General features: G+C 44.8%; 22 protein-coding genes. 21 read left to right on the top strand and 1 reads right to left on the bottom strand.

All coding sequences use genetic code 11. The annotated features are described in order from the left end of the window. Positions 1 to 5: 5 nt before the first annotated feature. The 11 genes from copZ (at position 6) to MKY77_RS02140 (ending at position 15,220) form a co-directional block, all read left to right on the top strand. On the top strand, positions 6 to 212 hold the full coding sequence (gene copZ / locus MKY77_RS02090) for a copper chaperone CopZ (RefSeq protein ID WP_339148599.1): 207 nt from the start codon (positions 6 to 8) through the stop codon (positions 210 to 212). A 92-nt stretch (positions 213 to 304) separates the two neighbouring features. Continuing rightward, positions 305 to 2,725 (top strand): heavy metal translocating P-type ATPase, encoded by a 2,421-nt coding sequence (locus MKY77_RS02095; protein ID WP_339148600.1) that lies wholly within the window; start codon positions 305 to 307, stop codon positions 2,723 to 2,725. A gap of 173 nt (positions 2,726 to 2,898) precedes the next feature. After that, positions 2,899 to 3,684, top strand: a complete 786-nt coding sequence (locus MKY77_RS02100) for a hypothetical protein (protein ID WP_339148601.1) — start codon at positions 2,899 to 2,901, stop codon at positions 3,682 to 3,684. A gap of 7 nt (positions 3,685 to 3,691) precedes the next feature. Next, complete coding sequence (locus MKY77_RS02105; RefSeq protein ID WP_339148602.1) at positions 3,692 to 4,324, top strand: nitrite reductase; 633 nt, start codon at positions 3,692 to 3,694, stop codon at positions 4,322 to 4,324. 531 nt (positions 4,325 to 4,855) lie between these two features. Next, the gene (locus MKY77_RS02110) at positions 4,856 to 7,039 is read left to right on the top strand and encodes a beta-propeller domain-containing protein (protein ID WP_339148603.1); all 2,184 of its coding nucleotides are present in this window, start codon (positions 4,856 to 4,858) and stop codon (positions 7,037 to 7,039) included. A 312-nt stretch (positions 7,040 to 7,351) separates the two neighbouring features. Then, positions 7,352 to 8,422 (top strand): D-alanine--D-alanine ligase, encoded by a 1,071-nt coding sequence (locus MKY77_RS02115; protein ID WP_339148604.1) that lies wholly within the window; start codon positions 7,352 to 7,354, stop codon positions 8,420 to 8,422. A 462-nt stretch (positions 8,423 to 8,884) separates the two neighbouring features. After that, positions 8,885 to 10,246 (top strand): UDP-N-acetylmuramoyl-tripeptide--D-alanyl-D-alanine ligase, encoded by a 1,362-nt coding sequence (murF, locus tag MKY77_RS02120; RefSeq protein WP_339148605.1) that lies wholly within the window; start codon positions 8,885 to 8,887, stop codon positions 10,244 to 10,246. Positions 10,247 to 10,531: 285 nt separating this feature from the next. Beyond that, positions 10,532 to 12,040: a DEAD/DEAH box helicase gene (locus MKY77_RS02125; RefSeq protein ID WP_339148606.1), complete on the top strand. Its 1,509-nt coding sequence runs from the start codon at positions 10,532 to 10,534 to the stop codon at positions 12,038 to 12,040. A 148-nt stretch (positions 12,041 to 12,188) separates the two neighbouring features. Next, positions 12,189 to 13,160 carry a UV DNA damage repair endonuclease UvsE gene (gene uvsE, locus MKY77_RS02130; protein WP_339148607.1) on the top strand — a complete coding sequence of 324 codons (972 nt, stop codon included), beginning with the start codon at positions 12,189 to 12,191 and terminating at the stop codon, positions 13,158 to 13,160. 85 nt (positions 13,161 to 13,245) lie between these two features. Next, a complete protein-coding gene (locus MKY77_RS02135; RefSeq protein WP_339148608.1) occupies positions 13,246 to 13,725 on the top strand; it encodes a PH domain-containing protein in 480 nt (159 codons plus the stop codon). Next, positions 13,715 to 15,220, top strand: a complete 1,506-nt coding sequence (locus MKY77_RS02140; RefSeq protein WP_339148609.1) for a PH domain-containing protein — start codon at positions 13,715 to 13,717, stop codon at positions 15,218 to 15,220. The genes MKY77_RS02135 and MKY77_RS02140 overlap by 11 nt, the downstream gene beginning before the upstream one ends. Before the next feature lie 103 nt (positions 15,221 to 15,323). Here MKY77_RS02140 and MKY77_RS02145 read toward each other — a convergent pair whose 3' ends face one another. Further along, the gene (locus tag MKY77_RS02145; RefSeq protein WP_342515634.1) at positions 15,324 to 16,037 is read right to left on the bottom strand and encodes a rhomboid family intramembrane serine protease; all 714 of its coding nucleotides are present in this window, start codon (positions 16,035 to 16,037) and stop codon (positions 15,324 to 15,326) included. Positions 16,038 to 16,343: 306 nt separating this feature from the next. Between MKY77_RS02145 and acpS the strand changes: the two genes are divergently transcribed. The 10 genes from acpS to MKY77_RS02195 all read left to right on the top strand — a co-directional run bounded on the left by acpS (position 16,344) and on the right by MKY77_RS02195 (position 23,643). Further along, entirely contained in the window at positions 16,344 to 16,709 is a 366-nt protein-coding gene (gene acpS / locus MKY77_RS02150) for a holo-ACP synthase (protein ID WP_339148611.1), read from the top strand. A gap of 162 nt (positions 16,710 to 16,871) precedes the next feature. Then, on the top strand, positions 16,872 to 17,903 hold the full coding sequence (locus tag MKY77_RS02155; RefSeq protein WP_339148612.1) for an outer membrane lipoprotein carrier protein LolA: 1,032 nt from the start codon (positions 16,872 to 16,874) through the stop codon (positions 17,901 to 17,903). A gap of 399 nt (positions 17,904 to 18,302) precedes the next feature. Continuing rightward, a complete protein-coding gene (gene alr, locus MKY77_RS02160) occupies positions 18,303 to 19,478 on the top strand; it encodes an alanine racemase (protein ID WP_339148613.1) in 1,176 nt (391 codons plus the stop codon). Positions 19,479 to 19,623: 145 nt separating this feature from the next. Beyond that, complete coding sequence (locus tag MKY77_RS02165) at positions 19,624 to 19,905, top strand: hypothetical protein (RefSeq protein ID WP_010195162.1); 282 nt, start codon at positions 19,624 to 19,626, stop codon at positions 19,903 to 19,905. Between the two features lie 4 nt (positions 19,906 to 19,909). Further along, positions 19,910 to 20,260 carry a type II toxin-antitoxin system endoribonuclease NdoA gene (gene ndoA, locus MKY77_RS02170; RefSeq protein ID WP_010195163.1) on the top strand — a complete coding sequence of 117 codons (351 nt, stop codon included), beginning with the start codon at positions 19,910 to 19,912 and terminating at the stop codon, positions 20,258 to 20,260. 389 nt (positions 20,261 to 20,649) lie between these two features. Continuing rightward, positions 20,650 to 21,477, top strand: a complete 828-nt coding sequence (locus MKY77_RS02175) for an RsbT co-antagonist protein RsbRA (protein WP_339148614.1) — start codon at positions 20,650 to 20,652, stop codon at positions 21,475 to 21,477. Next, on the top strand, positions 21,474 to 21,830 hold the full coding sequence (locus MKY77_RS02180; RefSeq protein ID WP_010195165.1) for an STAS domain-containing protein: 357 nt from the start codon (positions 21,474 to 21,476) through the stop codon (positions 21,828 to 21,830). The genes MKY77_RS02175 and MKY77_RS02180 overlap by 4 nt, the downstream gene beginning before the upstream one ends. Before the next feature lie 3 nt (positions 21,831 to 21,833). Next, positions 21,834 to 22,235 carry an anti-sigma regulatory factor gene (locus MKY77_RS02185; protein ID WP_339149932.1) on the top strand — a complete coding sequence of 134 codons (402 nt, stop codon included), beginning with the start codon at positions 21,834 to 21,836 and terminating at the stop codon, positions 22,233 to 22,235. A 15-nt stretch (positions 22,236 to 22,250) separates the two neighbouring features. Then, positions 22,251 to 23,258 (top strand): PP2C family protein-serine/threonine phosphatase, encoded by a 1,008-nt coding sequence (locus tag MKY77_RS02190; protein ID WP_339148615.1) that lies wholly within the window; start codon positions 22,251 to 22,253, stop codon positions 23,256 to 23,258. Between the two features lie 76 nt (positions 23,259 to 23,334). After that, positions 23,335 to 23,643 carry an STAS domain-containing protein gene (locus tag MKY77_RS02195; RefSeq protein WP_339148616.1) on the top strand — a complete coding sequence of 103 codons (309 nt, stop codon included), beginning with the start codon at positions 23,335 to 23,337 and terminating at the stop codon, positions 23,641 to 23,643. The last annotated feature ends 5 nt before the right edge of the window (positions 23,644 to 23,648 follow it).

Genomic DNA, 23,648 nt, shown 5'->3' on the forward strand with positions numbered 1-23,648 from the left:
TGGGAATGGAACAAGTAACATTAAAAGTAAATGGAATGTCTTGTGGGCATTGTGTGAAAGCGGTAGAAGGAAGCGTTGGGGAATTGGATGGAGTGAACTCTGTCAAAGTAGACCTAGCATCTGGCACAGTAGCCGTAGAATTCAAAAGTGAACAAGTGACAGTGGAGAAAATCAAGGAAACAATCGACGAAGAAGGTTATGAAGTAGCGTGATTCAGTCCATTTGATGCGTGCTTTCTTACGGGAAAAGCACGTTTTATTCGCAAGGAAATATACCCCCTGTGGGTATAAAGGAGGTTGCAATCATGAGCGATCAGAAGAGAAAAGAAACGCAGTTGCAAATTACGGGGATGACGTGTGCTGCATGCTCTACAAGGGTGGAGAGGGGACTGAACAAGCTTGCCGGAGTGGAAACGGCCAATGTGAACCTTGCCCTTGAGAATGCATCCATCACCTATAATCCGGAACAGGTTTCCGAAAAAGACATAGAAGAGAAAATCCAGGATCTTGGCTATGATGTGGTCAAGGAAAAAGCGGAATTTCTCATCACAGGCATGACATGTGCCGCTTGCTCGAGCAGGATCGAGAAGGTACTGGGCAAAATGGAAGGTGTAAATTCAGCTAATGTGAACCTGGCATTGGAAAGTGGAACGGTGGAATATAATCCGTCCAAGTTGAAGCCATCAGACATCATAGCCCGCATTGAAAAAGCCGGCTATGGTGCAACGGAAAAGGTGGAAAAAAGCGAGAATGCCGAGAGCTTCCGCCAAAAGGAGCTAGAAAAACAACAAGGGAAGTTTGTTTTTTCCTTGATTTTAACCATTCCGCTGCTTTGGGCGATGGTGAGTCATTTTTCCTTTACTTCCTTCATTTATCTGCCTGATATGTTTATGAACCCTTGGGTCCAGCTCGCACTCGCGACACCTGTTCAATTTTTTATCGGTTGGCAGTTCTATACTGGTGCCTATAAAGCGTTGAAAAATAAGAGTGCCAATATGGATGTGTTGGTTGCACTCGGTACGACGGCTGCGTATGTGTACAGTCTTTACTTATCGATTGAATCCATCGGTTCGGGTGCCCATATGGTCGACCTTTATTTTGAAACGAGTGCCGTCATCATCACCCTCATTATTTTAGGAAAGCTTTTTGAGGTGAGGGCGAAGGGCCGTTCTTCAGAGGCAATCAAAAAGCTGATGGGCTTGCAGGCTAAGACAGCCCTCGTATTACGCGATGGCAAAGAGATGGAGGTCCCATTGGAAGAGGTTCTTGTGGGAGATATCGTTTCCGTCAAGCCCGGTGAAAAAGTGCCGGTAGATGGAGAAATTCTTGAAGGACAATCAGCGGTGGATGAGTCAATGCTGACAGGAGAAAGCATCCCTGTCGATAAAAAGATGGGCGACACTGTCTATGGTTCGACCATCAATAAAAATGGCTTTTTAAAAGTAAAAGCGACAAAGGTCGGGAAGGAGACCGCCCTTGCTCAAATCATCCGGATTGTGGAGCAGGCGCAAGGCTCCAAAGCACCGATACAGCGTCTAGCAGATAAAATTTCAGGCATTTTCGTTCCGATTGTGGTCGGGATTGCCATTCTTACTTTCTTGGTTTGGTATTTCTTCGTCGATCCAGGGAACTTTGCACAAGCATTGGTCAACCTGATTGCTGTCCTTGTCATCGCTTGTCCGTGTGCGCTTGGCCTTGCAACGCCGACGTCCATCATGGCGGGCTCAGGCCGGGCAGCCGAGCTTGGAATTCTATTTAAAGGCGGCGAGCATTTAGAACAGACCCACCGCATCACAACCGTTGTGCTGGACAAAACAGGGACGGTGACAAATGGGGAGCCGGTTCTGACAGATGTAAAGTTGGAGGAGGGTGAGGATGAAGCGACAATCCTAGCGATGGTTGGAGCTGCAGAGAAACAATCCGAACATCCATTGGCGCAAGCGATCGTGGATGGTATTCAAGAGAAAGGAATCGAGTTTGGTTCCGTCAATGCTTTTGAAGCAATACCTGGGTATGGTATCGAAGCGAGTGTTGGCGAAGACCGTGTAATCGTCGGAACACGCAAGCTCATGGTGAAGCATGGAGTAGCTGTTGAGCAGGCGGAAAATACGATTCGCACGCTCGAGACAGAAGGAAAAACCGCGATGCTAATTGCGGTAAACGAAGAATACAAAGGCATTATCGCGGTCGCAGATACAATCAAAGATACCTCCAAGCAAGCCGTTAAACGTTTGAAGGACATGGGACTGGAAGTTGTCATGATGACCGGGGACAACGAACGTACCGCTAAAGCGATTGCCGGACTTGCCGGCATCGATAACGTCATAGCTGAAGTACTTCCGGAGCAGAAAGCGGAAGAGGTTGCGAAATTGCAGAAGCAAGGCAAAAAAGTCGCGATGGTGGGTGATGGCATTAATGATGCACCAGCCTTGGTGACAGCGGATATTGGGATGGCCATTGGAACAGGAACGGATGTCGCGATGGAAGCGGCGGACATCACCTTGATGCGTGGGGATTTGAATAGCATTGTCGATGCGATTGTGATGAGTAAAAAAACAATCACAAACATTAAGCAGAACCTATTCTGGGCATTTGCCTACAACTCTATGGGTATACCAATTGCCGCTTTAGGCTTCTTGGCACCATGGGTAGCGGGAGCGGCGATGGCGTTCAGCTCCGTGTCGGTTGTCCTGAATGCACTGCGACTACAGAAAGTGAAACTTTAAGGCTCTTTTCTCAAAGATTGTTGATATAGACTAGTGAGAAGTAAGTAGACAATTGGACTTTTTATTGCTTACTTACTATTGATTGCACGTAGCATATTGAGTATTGCAGGGAAAAGAGCAAGCAGTAAAAGAAACAAAGTATACGAAAATAGCTTTAATAAGGTGGGGACAGAATGAAAAAGTGGATTGGATCCGCGTTGGTATATTTATTGGTGGTCATCGGGGGGTATGCGGCGTATTCGTTTTATGCAGGTGGGGATGAGGCTCATAATAGTGCAGACCACGGAGATCATGGCGACCATGAAGGAGCTACATCTAGTGAAGTGCAGGCAGATGTACAGCTAGAAGGAGAAGAGCTGACAATTACACTGACGGACCTTGAGGGCAACCCGATGGATGAGCTCGAAATCAGTCATGAGAAACTGATGCATTTAATTGTCATCAGCGAGGATCTGGATGTATTCCAGCATCTTCATCCGGAAAAGGTATCAGCAGGAGTTTTTAAGACTACCGCAGACTTGGAGGATGGGATGTACCAAGCATTTGTAGATATCAAGCCAAGTGAATTGCAATATGTAAATGAACCGCACCAAGTGATGGTAGGGGAACATGCTGGTCATGAAGATGCTCATGTTCATCTTGAACGGGAATCAGAGTGGACAAAGGAGCAGGATGGGTATTCCGTTACCCTTGAGGTGGATAATTTTTCGGTAAAAGAAAACGTGGTTCTCTCCTTTGAGATAGAAGGAGCTCAGCCTGAAAACTACCTGGGTGCTTTAGGGCATGTGGTCGTGGTGGATGAAGGGTTGGATGAGTTTATCCACGTGCATCCGCGTGAAGGAACAGAGCCAGTTTTTGAAGCCCATTTCAGTAAACCTGGCATGTATAAACTCTGGGCTGAATTCAAATTAAACGGCGAAGTATATGCCTTCCCGTATGTGTTGGAAATCACAGAGTAAAGGGGATATGGATATGGGGGAGAAATCGGTGAAACTAGCGGTCAATGGCGGGATAGACTTTGGCGCCAAGCTGAATGGCAAGCAGCTACTGATGCTTGCCCGCTATATGGGAGATGAGCAAGAACTCGAAGTCACGACCTTTCAGCAATTGTATGTGGATGTTCCAGAAGGACGATTGGAGGAAGCGAAGGCCGATTTTGCAAGTGTTGGTCTGCAGTGTTATCCAGTCGGCAATTTTGTCAAAAGCCTTCGCACCTGTAATTTTTGTAAGGGAGAGCTGGAGGAAGGTATGCCCGTTGCAAAAGAAATCAATCGCCGGATTGCCGGGAGGGAAGTACCTTTTACTTTGAAGCCGGCCTACACAGGCTGCCCGGTCGGGTGCGGCGAGCCGTTGGTCAATGATATCGGTGTAATCAAACAGCACGGAGATCGTTTTGATTTGTATGTCGGTGGCAAGGCAAAAGGACTAGACGCCAGGACTGGCGTGCTGTTTGCGGACGGTCTGGAGGAACAAGTGTTGTATTCCATGATTGATAGATTGATAGATACCTATGCCGCTGAAGGCAAGAAGCGCGAGCAGTTTGCCAAGTTTGTGGGACGTTACGGACTCGATGAGCTGAGGGAGAAGGTAATGGCATAGGGGTATAGTAAGGTGGCGCTCGGGGAGCCAACGGTCTAGAGGGATGGCTGGCTGGTTTCTCGGGTGCTTTTTTATGGGGGGATTTAAGGGAGAGGTGATGATTTGATGCTGCTTGAAGCCACATCTATGCCTGGTTTTCTCTCAAATGTCCGAAGATTTTGCATTCTTGTCCGAAGTTTCCCCGAACTTGTCCGAATATTTCTTGATATTGTCCGAACATCGGCTCGAAAAGTCCAAACCGCATTTTTGAATGTCCGAACACATTAAAATGTTGTCCGAAGCGAAACAATAAATGTCCGAACATCCCCCTTGTCACGGTAAAAGTGTCCGAACCCAAGAAAAAGTTGTCCGAACGGTTTTTCTACTCCGGAAAACAAGCTGTTTCAGGAGCAATTTTGCCTGATTACTACAAAATATCACCCTCAACTCCCCCAATTCAAAATCACTAGTCCTATCCTCCGAAACTATTCATCCCTCCCTTGTAACTTTTTGACAACCCCTTCGTCTAACCGTATAAAAGGGGGCAATTGTATGAAAAAAAGGGTGGTAATTTTTTCTTTCCTCGTAGTGGGGCTTGCAATAATATTTGCAGCTTTCTATCAAACAAAGGAACCATTTACCGTGAATGGCACGGGCAATCCGATTTTAGCAAAAGATACACAAACCGTACTTTCCAATAAAACATGGATGCTGACTTTTACCAAAGAATTCAAAAAGGAAAGCATCGATCAGGATGAATCCATCTATGTGACGGATAAAGATGGCAACAGAGTCGAATCAAGGCTTGAGATATCGGATGACCATGTAACGGTAATGCCTCCTGACGGTGGATATGATCCAAAGAAAGGACCATATGTGCTCCACATCAGCGGAGATATCGAATCGGTGGACGGAAAAAAGCTTGATGAGCAAAAAAATATTAAATTTACAGCAATAGCTGAACTGCCAACCGTGGCTTCCAAAAAGGAGCTTAACAAACTATTCACTGCTCAACTCGAGCAAATGGAAACAGCGCAGAGAAGCAGCAAATCGTTTTTCGAATTCAGTAAAGAAGAATCCACCTCAACCTCAGATGATAGCGCAAGTGGTTCAGATAATGCAGATATGGGAGCAAGCGAGGCAGAATCCGCTGGTGGTGGCCACTCCGATACAAACGTCCAGGTCCAAGGGGTCGACGAAGCAGATATCGTCAAGACCGATGGAGATTTCATCTATCAAGCGACAGACCAAAAGCTAAAGATTACAAAGGCTGCACCTGTAGAAAAAATGACGGTTGTGTCAGAGTTGAGGTATAAAGATTTCAGCCCGTACCAGTTGTTTTTAGACGGCAACCAGCTGGTGGTCATCGGAACCTTTTGGGATGAAAAGATGTATTCTAGCGACAGTTCCAAAGTTGCGGGGGAGATGATCATGCCGATGTACGATTCGACAAAGGCCATCATCTATGATATTTCCGACCGCTCCAATCCTGTCGTGCAAAAGACAATAACCCTTGAAGGGAATTACGTATCAAGTAGAAAGATAGAAAACCATGTTTATCTGATCACCAATAAATATGCTGACTATTGGATACTTCGGGAGCATCCGGAAGCAGACTTGCGACCACGTATTTCTGATACAAATGGCGAAGAAGAGGAGAAGCTTGAAGCTGTCCCATATGATGGCATCCGCTATTTTCCTGATTCAAGCGAAAATAATTTCATGACGATTGCTTCACTAGATCTGAATCAGATACAAGACGATGCGGCTATTACTACCTATGTGGGAAGCGGAAACCAAATATACATGTCCAAGGAAAATCTATATGTAGCCGTTCCTAACTACAGCCATGGACCGCACTGGACACATAATGAAAGTACCGAGGTTTACAAGTTCGAGGTGGAGGGCACTTCTGTGGAGTTTCATGCCAATGGCTCCATTCCCGGATACCTGTTGAACCAATTTTCCATGGATGAGCACAAAGGATATTTTCGTGTCGCGGCAACAAAAGGGCAGACATGGGATGAGCATTCACCATCCAGCAACCATCTTTTCATCTTAGATGGAGGAATGAATGTGGTAAGCAGCGTGGAAGACTTGGCAAGGGGAGAGCGCATCTATTCCGTTCGCTTTATGCAGGATAAAGCGTATGTGGTCACCTTTAAAGAAGTTGATCCACTCTTTGTCTTTGACCTTAGCAATCCGAATGAGCCAAAGGTGCTTGGAGAACTCAAGATACCGGGCTTCAGCAACTATCTGCATCCGTATGATGAGAACCACCTGATTGGTTTTGGGTATGATACGAAGCTTGAAAAGGATCAATGGGGAACAAGGGTAGTGACAAATGGAGTGAAGATATCCTTGTTTGACGTAAGCGATCCGACGAATCCATTGGAGAAACATACAGAAATCATCGGGGGCAGGTCCACCCATTCTCCATTGAACTATGACCATAAAGCATTGCTTTTTAACAAGGAGAAGGATATCTTCGCATTCCCTATCACGAGTTATAATGAAAATGATAAAGACGGTAGCTATCGCTTGGCATTTGAAGGTGCGATGGTTTACGGAATCGACCCGGATAAGGGCTTTACCTTGCACAAGAAAATCACCCATCAGCAGGAAAATAGCTTATATGAAGATTGGGAGAACATGGTGCAACGTATCCTTTATATCGATGAACACCTTTATACGGTGACACCGAAGGAAGTTAAAGCGACGAAAATCACCTGGTAAGGATGGGGGAGCGGAACAAACCGCTCTCTTTTTTCGTCTTATATAAGGAAATAATGACAGAAAACAACGGCGTTTTATTTCCTAGGAAAGAATCCTGTCGAAAATAATCTAGGCTTTTAGGTTTGCCCATTACACCTCGGTGGAATGACATTCATATATTATGGGAAAAGATTTTCTTTTTTCCACCTACTTAATGGAGGAAGAAGTTTCGAAAACTTGTATGTAGGTGCTATAATGAAATAATTGAGGTAAGGGCATAAAGATTAAAAGAATGAACACATAAACAGATCATCTCTTGAGGGGGAACGCAATATGAAAACAAAATTGCATTTATTATACGGTGGGAAATCAGCGGAACATCAAGTTTCCTTACAAACGGCACTAGCTGTGACAAAGGCTTTGGATACAGAAAAGTTTGAAGTATATCCGTTATACATAACGGAAACTGGAGAATGGAAGCGCGGTGGCTTATTAGATGGGCCAGCAGAGAGCGTACACCAACTAAAGCTTGAAGACGGAGGGACTACAATCGCTCCGCTTGCATTGACTGAGGAAGAAGAAATGGAAGAAGCTCCAACGGTCGTGTTTCCTCTATTACATGGTCCGAACGGCGAAGATGGAACAGTTCAAGGAATGTTGGAACTCTTAAACCTTCCTTATGTAGGAAATGGCGTGTTAGCATCATCAGCCGGGATGGATAAAGTTATCATGAAAAATCTTTTCGACCAAGCAGGGCTGCCACAAGTCGGTTATGCACATTTCCTTCGCTCTGAGTGGGAAAAGGCTACGGATGCAACGTATGAAAAAGTGGAATCCGAGCTTGGATACCCTTGCTTTGTAAAGCCTGCTAACTTAGGTTCAAGTGTCGGGATCAGTAAAGCGAAAAACCGTGAAGAGCTTGAAAAGGCTTTCCGTGAAGCGTTCGATTATGATCGAAAAATCATCGTGGAACAAGGTTTAGAAGGGGCACGTGAAATCGAGATTGGCGTTCTTGGTAACGATGAGCCTGAATGTTCTGTGGTTGGGGAAATCGCCCCTAAGACAGAGTTCTATGATTATAAAGCAAAGTATGAAGATGGCGATACTGCGATGATCATCCCTGCGGAGATCAGTGATGAAATCTATGAGCAAGTAAAAGAAATGGCAATCACTGCTTTTAAAGCGATTGATGGAGCAGGCCTTGTGCGCGCAGATTTCTTTTTAACAAAAGAGGGTAAACTATACATCAACGAAGTGAACACGATGCCAGGTTTCACCCCGTTCAGCATGTTCCCATTATTATGGCAGCATACTGATGTTTCCTACCCGGAACTCATCAAAAAGCTGGTAGGATACGCACAAGAACGCCACGCAGAAAAACAAAAAATCAAGCACACATTTTAATAATAGGCTTTGTTAAAGTTAGTTGTTGATTATGACCTGTTTCTAGCTGGTGATTAGAGCAAAAGGCGTAGACTCCTGCGGGAGAATAGCGACAATCTTGAGACCCCTCAAGTGAAACGAGGAGGCTCAAGGTCGCCCTCTGGATAAGCGAAGCCTATTGCGGAAATCAACAGCGGCGTTTAACAGAGCCTAATAATAAAAAGAATCCCCCTGAAGATTGAAGTGAAAGGTGTGAGACCCCGGCGGGAGGTAGCGGTAGGTTGAGACCCCCAAGCGTTGTGAGGAGGCTCAAGCACCGTCCCGCGGAAAGCGAACACCTGGAACGGAAATATACAGGGAGTTGAACGAAACACACAATATGCAGATAAACAGACAGGGGTTGGGTCATCACGGGCGATAACGCAGGATACGTGATGTCAGCCTCTTCTCTGTTTAAAGATGAACAGGAGGGTGAAAATCCATATGATAAAAAGAACCTTGAAGGAAATTCAGGAGATGGCAAAAGGAGAGGAAATCTCCTCTGAATACAGCGCCATCGTAGTGGAGGGTGTTTCAAAGGACACGCGCGAGGACATGAGCGGCAAATTGTACATTCCGATTATCGGGGAGAATTTTAACGGTCATGCATTTGTTCGTGATGCCATTGAAAAGAAAGGGGCAGTTGCTTCCTTTTGGCAAAAAGATCAGCCTGAGCCGCCGGCAGACCTGAACCTTATATTTGTCGACGATACGATTGAGGCGTTGCAGTATCTTGCAAGCAGCTATCGCAATGAAATCGGCATGAAGGTCGTGGGGATTACAGGAAGCAATGGGAAGACAACGACAAAGGATATGGTTACTTCCGTCCTTGAGACATCCTTCCGCGTACATAAAACGGCGGGTAACTACAATAACCATATCGGTTTGCCGCTGACCATCCTATCCATGAAAGAGGACACGGAAGTCGCTGTACTTGAGATGGGGATGAGTGGTCGTGGTGAAATTGAGCTGCTGTCTAATATCGCTAAGCCCGACGCAGCCATTATCACGAACATCGGGGAATCTCATATGCAAGACCTTGGTTCACGTGAGGGGATTGCAGAAGCAAAACTTGAGATCGCTTCAGGGCTGAAACCGGACGGGAAGCTGATTATCAATGGAGATGAGCCACTGCTGACTGACAGAGTTGGTGGCAATGCTAACGTCATTCCATTCGGGTTGAAAGCAAAAAACGCATATCAAGCAAAGGACATTGCGCTTAAGGGGAAAGGCACTCATTTTATAATAGAAGAAACAGAGTATTTCATCCCGGTACTTGGTGCCCATAATGTGACGAATGCTCTTGCGGCAATCATCGTCGGTGAGCTGTTCGGGGTGACAGAAGAGAACCGGAAAAAAGGACTGGAGCAACTGGTCATCACTGGTATGAGAAACGAAGTGGTGGAAACCACTGGTGGTTGGACCGTAATCAATGATGCCTACAATGCAAGCCCGACGTCCATGCGTGCTGCATTGGATCTATTGGGAAGCCTCAGTGGTTATAAGAAGAAAATTGCCGTGCTTGGTGATATGCTAGAACTTGGTGATATGGAGAAAACCTTCCACTATGAAATCGGGCAATATGTAAAAGGGAAGAATGTGGATTATGTCTTCACTTTCGGGGAACTTGGCATGGAGATTGCTAAAGGAGCGCAGGAAGTGATGGAACCGGTTCGAGTGAAGCCGTTCATGAACAAGCAGGAGCTGACAATGGAACTTCTGCCTTTACTGGAGGCTGGTGATGTGGTAATAGTAAAGGGATCACGCGGAATGAAGCTAGAAGAGGTAATAGAAGGAATTAAATAATTTCTTTTTAAGAATACAAAACCCTGGATAAGTGAAAATTAGAAGTGTACTTGTAGTAGCCCTCGACTCAGAAGGGTAGAAAAATATTTTGCCGATTTTTTCGGCAAGAGAGTGCGTTTGTAAGCGTAATCTCCTATAAGTTGACATTAACCTTTATTGCTATTTAGTAACCAAAGTGTTATGATAACAGGTAATGTGTATAAAATGTCTACTTATAAAGATTAGGCAAGCGCTTTGACGCGTGCCTAATTTATTAATTTGTATAGATAAAGGAGTAGGAATAATTTGGCGTTATTTAAAGAATTAGGTTTATCAGAAGATATAATGAAGTCGATCGACAGAATGGGGTTTGAAGAAGCTACCCCTATCCAATCGGAAACGATTCCTGTTGCATTAACCGGTAAAGACGTTATCGGGCAAGCTCAAACAGGTACAGGTAAAACGATTGCATTTGGTCTTCCATTACTTGAAAATGTTGATGTGAAAAATGATTCCATTCAAGGTATCGTAATTGCACCGACTCGTGAATTGGCAATCCAGGTTGCTGAAGAAATTTATAAGGCTTCTTACCATAAACGTGCTCGTGTTCTTTCCGTTTTCGGAGGCCAGGACATCAGCAGACAGATCCGTTCATTGAAAAAGAACCCTCACATCGTAGTTGGTACTCCAGGTCGTCTACTGGACCATATCAACCGTAAGACTCTTCGTCTTCAAAATGTGAACACGGTTGTTCTTGATGAAGCGGATGAAATGCTAAACATGGGATTCATCGAGGATATCGAAAAAATCCTTGCTGAAACTCCAGAACAAAAACAAACTTTACTTTTCTCTGCTACAATGCCTGCACCGATCCGTGCAATCGCTGAACGTTTCATGAGCGAGCCTGTAAGTGTAAAGGTAAAAGCGAAAGAAGTAACAGTTTCCAACATCCAACAATACTACGTGGAAGTTCCGGAAAAGAAGAAGTTCGACACATTGACTCGTCTTCTTGACATTCAATCTCCAGAGCTTGCTATCATCTTCGGTCGTACAAAGCGCCGTGTTGATGAGTTATCTGACGCTTTGAACGTGCGTGGATACTCTGCAGAAGGAATCCACGGTGACCTTTCCCAAGCGAAGCGTATGAGTGTACTACGTAAGTTTAAAGAAGGTTCCATCGATGTACTTGTTGCAACAGACGTAGCAGCTCGTGGACTAGACATCTCTGGTGTAACACATGTTTACAACTTCGACATTCCACAAGACCCTGAAAGCTATGTTCACCGTATTGGACGTACAGGTCGTGCTGGTAAGAGTGGATTGGCGATCACATTCGTTAGCCCTCGTGAAGTTAGTTACTTGCACCATGTAGAGCGTGTAACTAAACGTAAAATGGACAAAATGAAGGCACCTACTCTAGACGAAGCGCTAGAAGGCCAACAGAAAATGTCCATGGAAAAATTAACGCAAGCGGTTGAAGCGCAAAACCTTGGTTTCTACCGTAGTGCAGCAGAACAATTACTTGAAGAGCACGATGCAGTGACACTTGTATCTGCAGCTTTGAAATTGTTCACAAAAGAGCCGGACGAAACACCTATCCGTCTTACTGAAGAAGCACCTATGCACTCAAGAAGAGGCGGCGGTGGTGGTGGCCGTGGCGGCGACCGTAACCGTGGTGGTGGAAAAAGTCATGGCGGCGGCGGAAAAGGCGGCTGGAACAAGCGCTCCGACAACCGTGGCGGCGGTTCTGGTTCAAGAGACGCTAACGCGAAGCGCCAAGGCTACAAGCGCTCTTCCCGTAAAGAACGCGTATAATCTATGATAAAAGCTCGAAAACTGACCGGTGATGGTTGGCTTTCGGGCTTTTTTTGTAGGAATGAAGTTGAAAATACCAACAACAATCCAACCACACTTGGGCATACTACTCCCAAATCAGCAATCCAATAAGGAGTGACCCGCCACCATGACCCTTGTAAAACTAGGCTATGTTGCCATGAGTGTTCAGCTCACCAACGCCTCCCCGTCCAAAACCATGACCTATGCGCAATTCAGCAAACTCAAGGACAGGGAAGCGGCCATTGAAAAACTCGAACGCATCTCGATAGAAAACCTGGAGAACTGCCTGCGCCTTCTCAAGCACAATGTGGCTAATGATATTCGATTTTTCCGCTTCAGCTCCAAGTTGATCCCGCTTGCGAATCACGAAGAACTGAAAGACTGGAAATTCATGCGACCGCTCAAAGAAATTTTATCTCAAATAGGTGACTACATAGAAGCAAATCCGATGCGAGTGGATTTTCATCCAGACCACTTTGTCCTGTTAAATTCCAAAAAGAAAGAAATCATCAACCAGACCATCAAAACCCTTAGCATGCACCGATCGCTTTTAAAAGGAATGAGGGTGCCGACGAAACATAGATGTGTGCTTCATATTGGCGGTGGATATGATGACAGGGAACTGGCGCTTGAGCAATTCATCCACAACTGGGCGCTGGTACCGCAATCCCTTCAAGAAATGCTGATTCTGGAGAACGATGACACCACATTCCATCTCCGGGATGCTTTATATGTATGTGAAAAGCTAAATGTGCCCCTTGTATTTGACTACCATCATCACCTGGCCCACTACGAAAAAGAAGCCAAGCCATGGGAAGAGGACTGGGAGAGGGTGGTGCAAACGTGGGAGCACTCCCCATTACCTGTGAAAATGCATATCTCAAGTCCAAGGGATGAAAAGAACTTCCGGGCGCATGCGGAATATGTGGATCCAAAGATGTTCATGGACTTTCTACAAGGAATGAAAGGGAGCACACCCGAAATTCATTGCATGATCGAGGCGAAGAAGAAGGATGAAGCGCTTTTTCAGCTCATGCGCGATATGAAGGATTATTCCGATATAGAAATAGTGGATGGGGCCTCTTTTGTAATCAATTAAAATTTTCCAATGATACCGTTAAGTAGTATACTAGGAACTGCGGCAACGAGAATAAGCTGCTAACAAGTAATTCGGAGGGAATGACATGAGGCCGGAACCTAATCAGATGATAGATAGAAAAGCACTGTCGGTATGGAGAATTTCCGCCGCGCTTAACGCCATCTTCTACTTATTGATGGTGGGGGCATTTTGGTTTATCCAACGGACGTTCGATCTGCCTTGGTGGACACTGCTGATAGCGGGGGGACTTTTTGTCATTATCATTATTTTTACCGTATTTATCTTCCCGGCCATGCAGTGGAAACGCTGGCGGTTTGAGGTGCATGAGCATGAGATCGACCTGCAGCATGGCATTTTTATAAAAAGAAGGACATTGGTTCCGATGGTTCGCGTCCAGCATGTGGATACGAGACAAGGCCCAATTTTGAAAAAGTATCACCTTTCAACTGTTTTGATTTCAACGGCAGCGACCATCCATGAGATTCCTGCACTTGATGAAGAGCAGGCAGATCAACTTCGTGACTACATATCAAGGCTAGCTAGGGTGACTGAAGATGATGTTTGAGAAAAGAAGGATGCATCCTGCTGCCATCGTCGTGGGATTTTTCAAGCAACTGCGGGAACTCCTGTTTCCGATCATCCTCTTCGTATTCTTTGGGAGTACTGGGGATGGGTGGTTCGGGGTCGTCTATATCGGTGTCATGCTCCTATGGTTTGCCGGGTTGATCGTGGTGGGCATCCTTTCCTGGTATCGATTTTATTATTGGATAGAGGATGGCGAATTGAGGATGGAATACGGTGTCTTCGTGAGAAAACGCCGTTTCATCCCGCAAGAGCGAATCCAGACATTGGACACATCCGAAGGCATCATTCAACGGATATTCGGCTTGGTAAAGGTGCAGGTCGAGACGGCAGGTGGTGGTGCGGAAGCCGAGGCAAGCCTTACCGCTGTCACAAAGGATGAGGCCCATCGTTTAAGAGAAGCCCTATTGTATAAAAAACATCAGGCTGATATTGGGGACGAGACAGATGATCTAACGGAATCGGAAGATCTAGAAGCGGAAAAGGTGGAAGAATTGCCGAAGCCGGTTTTCACTGTTTCATGGAAATCGCTATTCATTGTCGGGACAACCTCCGGAGGCATTGGGGTCGTCCTATCAGCAGTCATCGCGTTTACTTCTCAGTTTGACCAGATCGTGCCATATGAAGATATCATCGATCGCTTCGGGATGGTGTTGCAAACGAGTGTGTTCCTGATTGCTTCCATTATATTTTTGGTTCTATTCCTCTCTTGGCTCATCTCCATCGTCATGACCATGTTCAAATATGGGAATTTTACCGTCGTGAAAAATAAGGATGAATTGCAAATCTCAAGGGGGATCATCGAGAAAAGGCAGCTGACCATTTCGCTTGAGAGGATCCAGGCAATCCGAATCACCCAAAATATATTAAGGCAGCCATTCGGGTTTGCTACCGTCTATGTGGAGAGTGCCGGCAGCTCTGGTGGGAAGGAAGCGGACTTTTCGACGATCCTATTCCCATTAGTGAAAATGTCCGAAGTAGAAGCATATTTGAAGGAGTTTGTTCCAGCTTATCAGCTTTCTAAAGACATCCAACCTTTACCAAAACGATCTTTGATCCGTTACTTAATCCGATTAGGGGTGCCGGCAATCCTGCTATCTGCCCCATTCGCCTATTTCTTTCAACCCTATGGATACTTTGCGTTCCTGTCAGTAGGGGTAGCGTTGCTTCTTGGATACAGCCAATTCAATACAGCTGGCTGGTCCCTTGGCCAAACTGGAAGTGGAAATGGAGAGCAATTGCAACTTTCCTACCGTCATCTCAGCAAAAATATCGTCATGGTGAGGAAAAAACGGATCCAGTCGTTTGAATTGAGAGAATCATTTTTCCAAGGGAAAAGGAAGCTTTATACCGTAAAGGCTTCGATTAAAACAGGCCTTGGAGGGAAGAACTTCCAAGTGGTGGACGTGGATAACGAGGATGGCGACCGAATATACGAGTGGTATTCCCATGAAAAAAAGCAAGGGAACGTCGTGTAACCGACTCCCTTGCTTTTGTTTTGTAATAAGATTAGCGTAGTGAGGAGCCTCAAGCACCGCCCCGCGAAAAGCGAACACCTGGAACGGAAATCTACAGGGGTTATTACATATACCTCGCCAAAATACCGACAAGCACCAAGCCGATCAACACAATCCATACAATGGTCTGCTTCCCGCTCCGGGGTGCCCGTGGACTATCGGTTTTAGGGAAAATGGCCCGAAACGAACGTGGGGCTGTATTAGGTCCTCTCCCTAAAAAGAAAGGAGCCAACACCGTTCCGGCAAAAAATCCGAATAAATGAGCAACCACATTGATGTTCTGGTTTAAAAAGGTCATGACAAGACCTATCACCAAGATGGTTAAGATTACTTGTGAATTGGCCCGATCTAAAAGGTCTGGGCGCAGGAACACCATATAAAAATAAAGGCCGAAAATCGCAAATATAGCACCGGATGGGCCGAGATGCATATAGATTTCAGGTTTTAATAGTAAAGTTGCCACGTTTGCTAGGATACCACCTAGTACATAGAACACAAGGAATTTCACCTTGCCCAGCATGCGCTCCACGCCAGGGCCGAACAGGACCAGGGACAGGGAATTGAACAATAAGTGCGTCAGGCTGGCATGAAGGAAAATGGGTGTGACAAGCCGCCAAATTTCCCCTTGCCAAATAAGTAAATTGAAACCGATTGTTAAACTGCGAAACGTTGGAGAAAATTGTACAATCAGCCATAAAACAAGATGGATGGCTACAATTATGGTGATAATAGGATATAATCTTCTAAACGTACGAAAATTTTCCGTTCGGACAAACATTTGCTTCACCCCTTCTATATATAGGTTGTTACAATGACAATCAATAGTAAAAAGCCGGATGCGGATAGTCTATAAGTAAGAGTACCATGTAACCGCCTTAAATGTCTTTTTAGGTGAATTGGATAAGCTCTTTTCTCAAAGAATGTTGGACTTTTTACCAGAATAGAATCTCTACAAAAGGCATGAAAGCTTTTTTGGATAGTTAGGAGTAGGGCACGACAGCAAGGATTATAACGGTTTGTTTATAAATGAGAAAACAGCCATTGGAGAATATATCACTATTATATGAGAAAGGTTGGTCGAAGTATGATTATTGGAACCGGGATAGATATTATCGAGCTCGCGCGGATCGAAAAGTTGATGGAACGCCAGCCGAATTTTATAGATAGAATCCTTACGCCGCCGGAAAAGGAGAGATTCTCTTCCTTGAGCGCCAAACGGAAAGTGGAATTCCTTGCAGGCCGTTTTGCGGCAAAAGAGGCATTCTCCAAAGCGAATGGGACCGGAATCGGAAAAGAACTGAGTTTTCAGGACATGACGATTGCTTCCACGGAAAAAGGAAAGCCTTATTTTATGGCACCTTCACTGGAGGATGGAAAGGTCCACTTGTCCATCTCCCACAGTGAGCAGTATGCCATCGCGCAAGTAATTATCGAAAGCTTGTCAAGCTAGTCTGCATATTCCCCAAAACTGCCTCATATACATAGTTCAGAAAGGAGACAAGGTGTACAAGTAAGAGGTGCAGCCAACCTGCAATACGTATAGAAGCGGCGAGCCTGTTATCTCTGCACTCTCACTTTTCTCTAAGATAATCATGTATTGAAAGCAAAGGGGATGAATAATTTGAGAAAAGCATGGCTATTGTTAGTGGTTGGCCTTGTGAGTATCCTTGTTCTCGCAGGGTGCGGTACGAAATCGAAAGAAGATGTAACAGCTTCTCTTGGTGCGAAAGTGGAAGAGATGAAAGGCTATGAATCCAATGCGAAAATGACACTTCAAACCGGCGCCGAGCCACAAGTGTATGAGGTGCAGATCGGTCACAACAAACCGAACTATTACAAAGTCAACCTGAAAAATGCGGAAAAAGATCAAAGCCAAATCATTATCCGCAATGATGAAGGCGTATTCGTTTTAACGCCAGCATTGAATAAAAGTTTCCGTTTCCATAGCGAATGGCCGCAGAACAGCAGCCAAGCCTACCTGTTCGAATCGCTTGTGAATGACATTAAAAACGATCCGGATGCAACCTTCACTGCAACGGAAGAGCACTATGTATTCGAAACAAAAACAAACTATCAGAATAATAAACTGTTACCAACACAAGAAATCACGCTTAGTAAAAAAGATTTATCACCTGTTTCGGTAAAAGTGATGGATCCAGATAAAAAGCCTTTGGTTCTAGTGGAGTTCTCTGATTTCAAATTCGATGCAAGCTTTGATGCGGATGCGTTTGATGTGAAAAAGAATATGACTGGGGCTCGTGCAAGCCTGGAAATGCCTGCTTCCGGACCTGTCACGGAAGAGTCGGATGAATTCTCTGCCATGACACCGCTGGATACTCCTGCCGGTACTGATCTTAAAGAAGAAACGGTTGTGGAAACAGCCAATGGAAAACGTGTCGTCATGACATATGAAGGGGATAAGACCTTTACGCTTATCCAGGAAAAGGCCCGGAATGCCGATGTCCCGACATCCACATTCGTCAACGGACAACCAGCTGACCTTGGCTTCACCGTAGGAGCCATGACAGAAAACAGCCTGACATGGACCTACCAAGGAGTCGACTTCACCCTGGCATCCAAAGACCTCACCCAAGAAGAACTACTCATGGTCGCACGCTCCGTCCAAGGCGCAGCCATCAAATAGTAAGGCTCTTTTCTCAAAGGTTGTAGTTATCCACCAGTAAAAAGTCGGCAATTGGACTTTTTACCGCATATCTACTCTAAGATAAGCAAGCTGTCTATTCCGTACAGCTAAGAAAAGAGCACGACAGCAAGGTAGCTACGAGTGACAATTAAATGCGAAAGATCATCAGATTCACGTTAACATCCAATAATAAGCACCACCTAGCGGGCCCGTTGAGACGGGCCTGTATTTTTTTGTGGAAAGAAAAATTCCTGTGGGGGGTCAGACCCCCGCAGGAATTTCGCCCTCCACGTCGAAGAGCTGTCGAAGAGCTATTGTTCGGGCATGACTTTCGCGCTTTTTTTGGGTATGATAGTACATATATTTTTAGTCAGAGGGTAAAAGGAAGTGCTTAGGAAGATGTCAAGCTTTCATCGGGACACATGGGTTGAAGTGGACTTGGATTGTATATATGAGAATGTGAAAGCCATACAGGAGCATGTGACAAAGGATGTCACGGTCATAGCCGTCGTGAAGGCGAACGCGTATGGGCATGGAGATGCGCAGATTGCAAAAGTTGCACTGGAGGCTGGAGCGAAATATCTTGCCGTTTCCTTCCTGGATGAGGCAATGTCGCTAAGAAAGCAAGGCATCACCGCCCCGATTCTCGTGCTTGGGGCATCAAGGGTTTCAGATCTGCCGCTCGCCGCGAAAGAGAAAATCACACTGACTGTTTTTCAAAAGGAATGGGTGGAAGAAGCAATCAGTGCATACAAAAATACTGTCCTTGAAACAGTCAACCTGCATCTCAAGCTGGACACAGGGATGGGGCGTATCGGGGCACGCACAAAAGAAGAAGTCACACAAATTATGGACCTCATAGAAAAAGAGCCAAACCTTCAAATAGAAGGAGTTTATACACATTTTGCAACAGCTGATGAACTTCACTCCAATTATGTGGAGCAGCAGTTTGGAAGGTTTGAAGCACTGCTAGGGGATATAAAAGAAAAATACACGATCCCGATGATACATTGCGGAAATAGCGCTACCACGTTGCGATTCCCGGAACGTATTTTTAACGCGGTTCGGGTGGGTATTGCCATCTATGGACTGACACCATCACCGGAAATGGAACCCACACTCCCTTTTCAACTAAAAGAAGCCTTTTCCCTTCTTACTAAGCTTGTTCATGTGAAAAAGCTTTCGATAGGAGAAAGTGTCAGCTATGGAGCCACCTACACGACAAAAGAGGAAGAGTGGATCGGGACAGTTCCGGTTGGTTATGCGGACGGGTGGATACGAAAGTTACAAGGGATGAACGTATTGGTGGACGGAAAATTTGCGCCAATTATTGGTAGGATCTGTATGGACCAATTTATGATCAAGCTACCACATGAATTGCCGCTTGGGACCACGGTAACACTGATTGGAAAACAAGGCGACAAACGAATAAGCTCCAATGATGTGGCAGCAAAGCTTGAAACCATCAACTATGAAGTACCGTGCATGATCAGTTACAGGGTTCCGCGCATGTTTTGGAGGAACAACAATATAATGGAAGTGAGAAATTATTTGCAGGACCAACCCGTAGAATAGTTAATGGTAATTTTCTGCATAAAAAAGGGATTTTATAGTGATAATAGAGAAGAATTAGCTAAATGGACTTTGCAATTATCGGCGTTGATGGTATTATGGAATATGGAATAGTATTAAGTGTCTGTAGTTCTTGGAGGTGTATGCTGTGTCTGAATCCAGCGCAACAACTGAAATCTTGATTCGATTACCTCAAAACTTAGTATCGGAATTAGATGGTTTGGTAAAACAAGAAAACGGCAATCGAAACGAACTGATTTTTCAAGCAACAAAGATGTATCTTCGCGAGCGCAAGAAGCGTCAGATTCGCGAGTCCATGAGACGTGGCTACATGGAGATGTCTAAAATCAATTTAAACATTGCATCTGAAGCTTTTTTGGCTGAATATGAGGCGGAGCATACGGTTGAACGCTTAGTTAGCGGGGGGTAATCATTTGATTGTCAAACGCGGTGACGTTTATTTTGCTGATTTATCCCCGGTTGTTGGGTCTGAGCAAGGAGGCGTTCGACCAGTACTTGTCATCCAAAATGATATCGGAAATCGATTTAGCCCGACCGTTATAGTTGCTGCAATTACTGCTCAAATCCAAAAAGCCAAACTCCCAACACATGTAGAAATCGATGCAAAGCGATATGGTTTTGAACGCGACTCTGTTATCCTGCTCGAACAAATTCGAACAATCGATAAACAAAGGTTGACGGACAAAATAACTCATCTTGACGAAGAGATGATGGACAAAGTGGATGAGGCGCTTCAAATAAGTTTAGGACTTATTGACTTTTAATATGTTGAATCCGTTTTATCGATAAAGAGCTATTCACAAGTGCGTGAGTAGCTTTTTTATTTTGCAGTGATAAGATGAGAGGACCCTAGCTGTTCTAATGGAGCAAAAGGCGAAGACTCCGGCGGGGGTATTCTTGAGACCCCTGAATTATTGTGAGGAGGCTCAAGGTCTTCCCGCGGAAAGCGAACCCATTTGCGGAGATCAAACCCGGCGAACATCTATTTCTAAAGAGATACCACCATAATTAGGTAAATAAACCACAATTTTGGATGATATGGGATTAAACATATTTGACTTTTAAAATGATAAAAATTTATAGTGGTATTAGTAGAACTATAATTATTTGTCGAATTTATAAATATATCTTTACCGAAAAAGGAGTCGGGATAATGAATCATGAGATAATCAATTATATTGAGGGAAACCGTGAAACAATTTTTAACCGCTGGATTGAAGGTATGGATGAAATCGGTGAAAAAAAGGAATTCAAAGCCATTTCTGAAAAAGTGTACTTGAGTACTAGTCGTGAATACATCAATTTGCTGCTAAATAATATCAGCAGGAATTCAGAAGACCTGTCTAGTGTATTGACGGATTTTGCTGAGAAGATTGTGCGCTTCGGTTGGCCGCTTGTCTATGTGACGGAAGGTTTGACCCTTTTTGGGAAGATTGTATATGAAGGGATGACAGAAGAGGCGAATGATAGCCGTAAAGTTTCCTTGATGTACGATTTTGAAAAGTGGCTTCGCCCGGTCCAAAACGAAATTTTAAAAACTTATACAGGATCATGGGAACACACTGTTTCTATGCAGAAGATCGCATTGCAGGAATTGGCTGCACCGCTTATCCCGGTTTTTGACAGGATTTCTGTCATGCCACTTGTAGGTACGATCGATACGGAACGTGCAAGGCAGATCATGGAAAATCTTCTTCAAGGAGTCGTCAAGCATCGTGCAGAAGTGGTGTTGATCGACATAACCGGGGTTCCTGTGGTAGATACCATGGTGGCCCATCATATCATCCAGGCAGCAGAAGCGGTCCGCCTTGTCGGGGCAAAGTGTCTGCTTGTGGGAATCCGTCCTGAAATTGCGCAGACCATTGTCAATTTAGGCATCAACCTGGATCAAATCATTACGAAAAACTCCTTGAAAAAAGGAATTGAGACAGCACTTGAGATGACAAACAGACAAATTGTGACTGTGGGGGATCAAACGTGAGAATACCAATATTAAAACTGCATAATTGCCTTTTAATATCGATTCAGTGGGAGCTTGATGATCAGACAGCGTTGCAATTTCAAGAGGATCTTCTAAATAGAATCCATGAAACAGGTGCGAACGGAGTCGTGATCGACCTGACATCTGTGGATATGATTGACTCGTTCATCGCGAAAGTGCTTGGGGACGTAATCAGCATGTCAAAACTCATGGGGGCGCAAGTTGTATTGACGGGTATCCAGCCAGCGGTAGCCATTACTTTGGTGGAACTGGGGATCCAATTGGATGAAGTGTTCACAGCACTAGATTTAGAAAAGGGTCTAGAGAAACTACAACAGGAACTGGGGGAGTAAATGATGACTGTCCAATCCTGTGTAAGCATAAGAAACGAATGGGACATTGTCGCTGCCCGTCAAATGGGTAGGGATGTCGCCAAAGATCTAGGTTTCGGAACAGTAGACCAAGCGAGGATAACGACGGCAATATCTGAGTTGGCTCGAAATATATATTTATATGCAGGTACAGGTCAAATTTGTATCGAAGAAATGGACGAGTATGGAAAACGGGGACTGAAGGTGATCGCTACAGATGATGGTCCCGGAATCGCTGATATTCGACAAGTCATGGAAGATGGATTTTCCACTTCAGGCGGCCTGGGGGCAGGACTGCCTGGTGTTAAACGGTTGATGGATACGTTCCAGATTGATTCTTCTTCAGGGGAAGGAACGACAATCTATGCCGTGAAGTGGGTTCGCTAGAAGGGGGGATAACCCATGGATTATGAAAAGTTAGAATGTGAATATAAAGAAATACTTTCCGCCTATCTGAATAGACAGTCGGAGGAAGCCTTGTATAAGGGACAGGAGTTCAGTAGAAGACTGCTTGGGGAAAAAGTATCTCCCGAAGAAATCATCAGTGTGCATAAATCGATGTTGCAGGACCTTTCTCCCGATATCCCGGACAATATTCTGCATTCCCTGGACTTTCTTCTTGAAGTCATGATCGGATATGGGATTGCATATCGTGAGCATCAAAGCCTGCGTCACAGGCAACAGGAGATTCAGACAGAAATTGAAATTGCGGCAAATGTGCAACAGACGCTGCTTGAAACGCAGATACCTAAAACGGATTCTGTGGAGATCGGTGCGATAAGTGTTCCTGCCAAGCATATGAGCGGGGACTACTATCATTTTGTTCACAGTGATAATGATTCGTTCAGTGTCGCGATTGCAGATGTCATCGGTAAGGGAATTCCGGCGGCAATGTGTATGAGCATGATCAAATATGCGATGGATAGTTTACCAGATACCAGAGTTGCTCCGAGTTATGTTCTTGGGAATTTAAACAGAGTGGTAGAGCAAAATGTGGATGCGAGCATGTTCATAACGATGTTCTATGGAATGTATGACCTTCACAAACACCTCTTTTCCTTCTCTTCCGCAGGACATGAGCCACCTTTATATTTTGATGCAAAGAAAAATGAATTCTATGAACTGGATGCAAGGGGGCTTGTATTAGGGATCGACCGCCTGGCAACCTATCAGCAGTATGAAAAAGAAATAGAAATAGATGATATGGTCATATTATTCTCTGACGGAGTGACAGAGTGTCGAACAGACGAAGGTTTTGTAGAGGTTGATAAAATAATAGATTTAATAAGGTCATATATCCACCTGCCTCCTCAAGCTATAGTGGAACTGGTGTACAGGGACCTAGAAAAAATCCAGGACTTCCAGCTCAGGGACGACTTTACCTTAATTATTTTAAAAAGAAAGGTTTAAATGTTTGAGAAGCGGGTATTTAGTATTGGGATGACCTGAAATTGGAATCTTAATTCATGTTTGGGGTGACGTAAGAATGAATATGGACATTCAGATAAAAGAAGATCAAAACCAGACGATTGTTGTTCTGGAAGGGGAAATTGATGCCTATACTGCACCAAAGGTTAAGGAAGAGGTTGCCCCGTTATTGGAAGGTTTCACTGGAGAACTCATTTTTGACTTATCCAATGTTAATTATATGGACAGCACAGGTTTAGGGATGTTTGTAGGTTTCTTTAAAACCGTAAAGGCAAATGGCGGTGTGTTTCGCTTGATAGGTTTATCCGACCGTCTGAAGCGATTGTTTGACATTACTGGTCTAGCGGGAATAATGGAAATCAAATAGGCTAG

The sequence above is a fragment of the Sutcliffiella sp. FSL R7-0096 genome, from assembly GCF_038595065.1.
Lineage (GTDB): Bacteria > Bacillota > Bacilli > Bacillales > Bacillaceae_I > Sutcliffiella_A.